We start from the raw sequence: 2,672 nt of genomic DNA, 5'->3' as shown, positions 1-2,672 counted from the left end.
TGCTGTTGCTGTTGCTGTTGCTGTTGCTGTTGAGGTTGCCGGCCAGCGGCCGGCACTACCGCTTCGGCGGGTGCAGGGCGCAGCCCTGCCGAACCCCCAACCTGAACAGCCTGTTTTGCGTCAGGTCTCATCCTTCCGCTAGACTATGCGGGTCTGCAGCGGCCGTCCGTTTCCCTCCGGGATCGCCGGCGACCGGGGTTCGCCCCATCGCCCGCCCCCACTCCGACGCCGTTCGTCACGCATTCCAGCCTGCGCTTCGCGCCGGCTGCACCCAATTCTCGCAGCGCGGTTCACGGGAACGCTCCGAGTCAGCCGATCAGTTTGATCTGCCCCCGTCTGTCCGTTCGGACAGGCGTTAACTGTACTTGGAGCAATCTCGATGTCTTTTGAATCCCTGGGCCTTGCGCCCTTCCTGCTGCGTGCGCTCGCCGAGCAGGGCTACGAAACCCCGACCCCGATCCAGCAGCAGGCGATCCCGCTGGTGCTGGCCGGTCGCGACCTGCTGGCCGGCGCACAGACCGGCACCGGCAAGACCGCCGCGTTCGGCCTGCCGCTGCTGCAGCACCTGGGCACCGCTTCACAGGAAGTGCGCACCGGCCCGCGCAAGCCGCGCGCGCTGATCCTGGCACCGACCCGCGAACTGGCCACCCAGGTGCATGACAGCCTGCGCGGTTACAGCAAGTACCTGCGCATCCCCAGCGCCTGCATCTACGGCGGTGTCGGCATGGGCAACCAGCTCGACATCCTGCGTCGCGGCGTGGACCTGCTGGTGGCCTGCCCGGGCCGCCTGATCGACCACCTGGAGCGTCGCAGCATCGACCTGTCCGGCATTGAACTGCTGGTGCTGGACGAAGCCGACCGCATGCTGGACATGGGCTTCCTGCCCTCGATCAAGCGCATCCTGGCCAAGCTGCCCAAGCAGAATCGCCAGACCCTGCTGTTCTCGGCCACCTTCGAGGACAACATCCGGCAGTTGGCGCTGGAGTTCATGCGCAACCCGGAACAGATTCAGGTCACGCCGAAGAACACCGTCGCCGAGACCATCACCCACAAGGTGCATCCGGTCGATGCCAGCCGCAAGCGCGACCTGCTGCTGCACCTGTTGGCGCAGGACAGCCGCGAGCAGACCCTGGTCTTTGCCCGCACCAAGCACGGCAGCGACAAGCTGGCCGCGTTCCTGGAAAAGTCCGGCATCAAGACCGCGGCGATCCACGGCAACAAGAGCCAGGGCCAGCGCCTGCGTGCGCTCGGCGACTTCAAGGCTGGCCGTGTCACCGTGCTGGTGGCCACCGACATCGCCGCGCGCGGTATCGACATCAACGAGCTGCCGAAGGTGATCAACTTCGATCTGCCGATGGTGGCCGAAGATTACGTGCACCGCATTGGCCGTACCGGCCGCAACGGTGCAACCGGCGAAGCCATTTCGCTGGTTGCGCAGGATGAAGTGAAGCTGCTGCGCGCGATCGTGCGCCTGCTCGGCCGCGACATGGACATCCGCGATGTGCCGGGCTTCGAGCTGCAGACGCCGATCCGCTGGGGCAACAGTGCTCCGGGCAAGGCCGAGGCCGATACCGGCGAGCGCGTGCCGCGCAAGACCCATGCGCGCCGTCCGCACGGCGATGCGCCGCGTCATGCCCATGCAGGCCCTAAGAAGGCCGGCGGTGGCCGCCGCGAAGGCGGTGGCAACGGCCAGCAGCGCGCAGGCGCAGGTGCCGGTCAGGGCCAGCGTCGCGGTGGCGGTGCCAACGCGGGTGGCGGCCGTGGCCGCGGCCAGGGTGGCGGTGGCGGTCGCGCCAGCTGATCCCAGCTGACAGGGATGGCGTCTCCCGCTGCGCGGGGGCTGCTTATCGGGGGACGACGCTTACGCGTCGTCCCTTTTTTGTTGCGGGCTACCGGATGGTTTGAAAGCTGGCGGTGGGTTGCGTCGAGGGCGGATGGGCGTAGGGGCAGCGCAAAACACGCCGTAAACCCATCCATGGGGGCTCGATCGGCGCATCCATGCGCCTCACGGTTTTGCGCTGCCCCTACGCCCATCCGCTTCAATCATCACCAGCGCCTTCTTGTACCGCCGGGTAGCCAGGAGAAGAAGGATCAAATTCAAAGACAAAAGCAAAAGCCGGAATTCCAGCTTTTGCTTTTGCTTTCGCCCTTGCTCCCGCCTTGGGTTTGATGTGTCCGCGCTCGCAGGAAACCATCGAGGGGAGGCCGGGCGGGCTGCGCAGGACCGTGAGGCGCATGGATGCGCCGATCGAGCTTACATGGATGTATTTACAGCGTGTCCTGCGCAGCCCGCCCGGCCTCCCCCACACGCATCAATCGAAGCGCGTAATGCCTCAACCCCGCGCTTTCGCCGGATTCACCAGATTCCCGAAGAAGATCGCATTGATCAGCAACCGGTCGGTGCCATGCCAGTACTTGCGATGCGCCGGATCATCCGCAAACAGGATCACGTTGCCCTGCCCCTGCGCCGACACCAGCAGCCACGCACTGCCAGCCACGCGACTGCGGTTGCGCTCGGACAGATACCCGTTCACCCGCGGCGTGTCGTCGATCCGCACCACCGTGGAAAACCCGTTCGTGCTCGGCTGCAGGATGACCGTGTTCTCCTTGTTGATCGCCAGCTGTCGGCGCGGCACGCCGAACGCCAGGGGATGGCTGGGGTCGACGTCGGC

2 protein-coding genes and 1 pseudogene are annotated in these 2,672 nt (G+C 66.1%); 1 reads left to right on the top strand and 2 read right to left on the bottom strand.

Features of this window, described 5'->3' with window-relative positions; all coding sequences use genetic code 11:
• Positions 1-379 precede the first annotated feature (379 nt).
• Positions 380-1,801, top strand: a complete 1,422-nt coding sequence (locus AB4Y84_RS18815) for a DEAD/DEAH box helicase (RefSeq protein ID WP_442244760.1) — start codon at positions 380-382, stop codon at positions 1,799-1,801.
• A gap of 238 nt (positions 1,802-2,039) precedes the next feature.
• Here the strand turns inward: AB4Y84_RS18815 and AB4Y84_RS18810 are convergent, their stop codons facing one another.
• A complete protein-coding gene (locus AB4Y84_RS18810; RefSeq protein ID WP_442244759.1) occupies positions 2,040-2,237 on the bottom strand; it encodes a hypothetical protein in 198 nt (65 codons plus the stop codon).
• A gap of 96 nt (positions 2,238-2,333) precedes the next feature.
• Positions 2,334-2,672 (bottom strand): annotated as a pseudogene (locus AB4Y84_RS18805) (peptidase M14); the annotation flags it as partial.

Origin of the sequence: Stenotrophomonas sp. 2YAF22 (genome assembly GCF_052114665.1) — a bacterium.
In the GTDB taxonomy this organism is placed as follows: Bacteria; Pseudomonadota; Gammaproteobacteria; order Xanthomonadales; family Xanthomonadaceae; genus Stenotrophomonas; species Stenotrophomonas indicatrix.
Note: the sequence above shows the minus strand (reverse complement) of the source record. Positions and strands in the feature narration are given on the sequence as shown.

What these genes read in the sequence shown, in the direction of transcription:
- AB4Y84_RS18815 (WP_442244760.1), top strand. Translation starts at nt 380, where the DNA reads ATGTCTTTTGAATCCCTGGGCCTTGCGCCCTTCCTGCTGCGTGCGCTC.
- AB4Y84_RS18810 (WP_442244759.1), bottom strand. Translation starts at nt 2,237, where the DNA reads ATGCGCCTCACGGTCCTGCGCAGCCCGCCCGGCCTCCCCTCGATGGTT.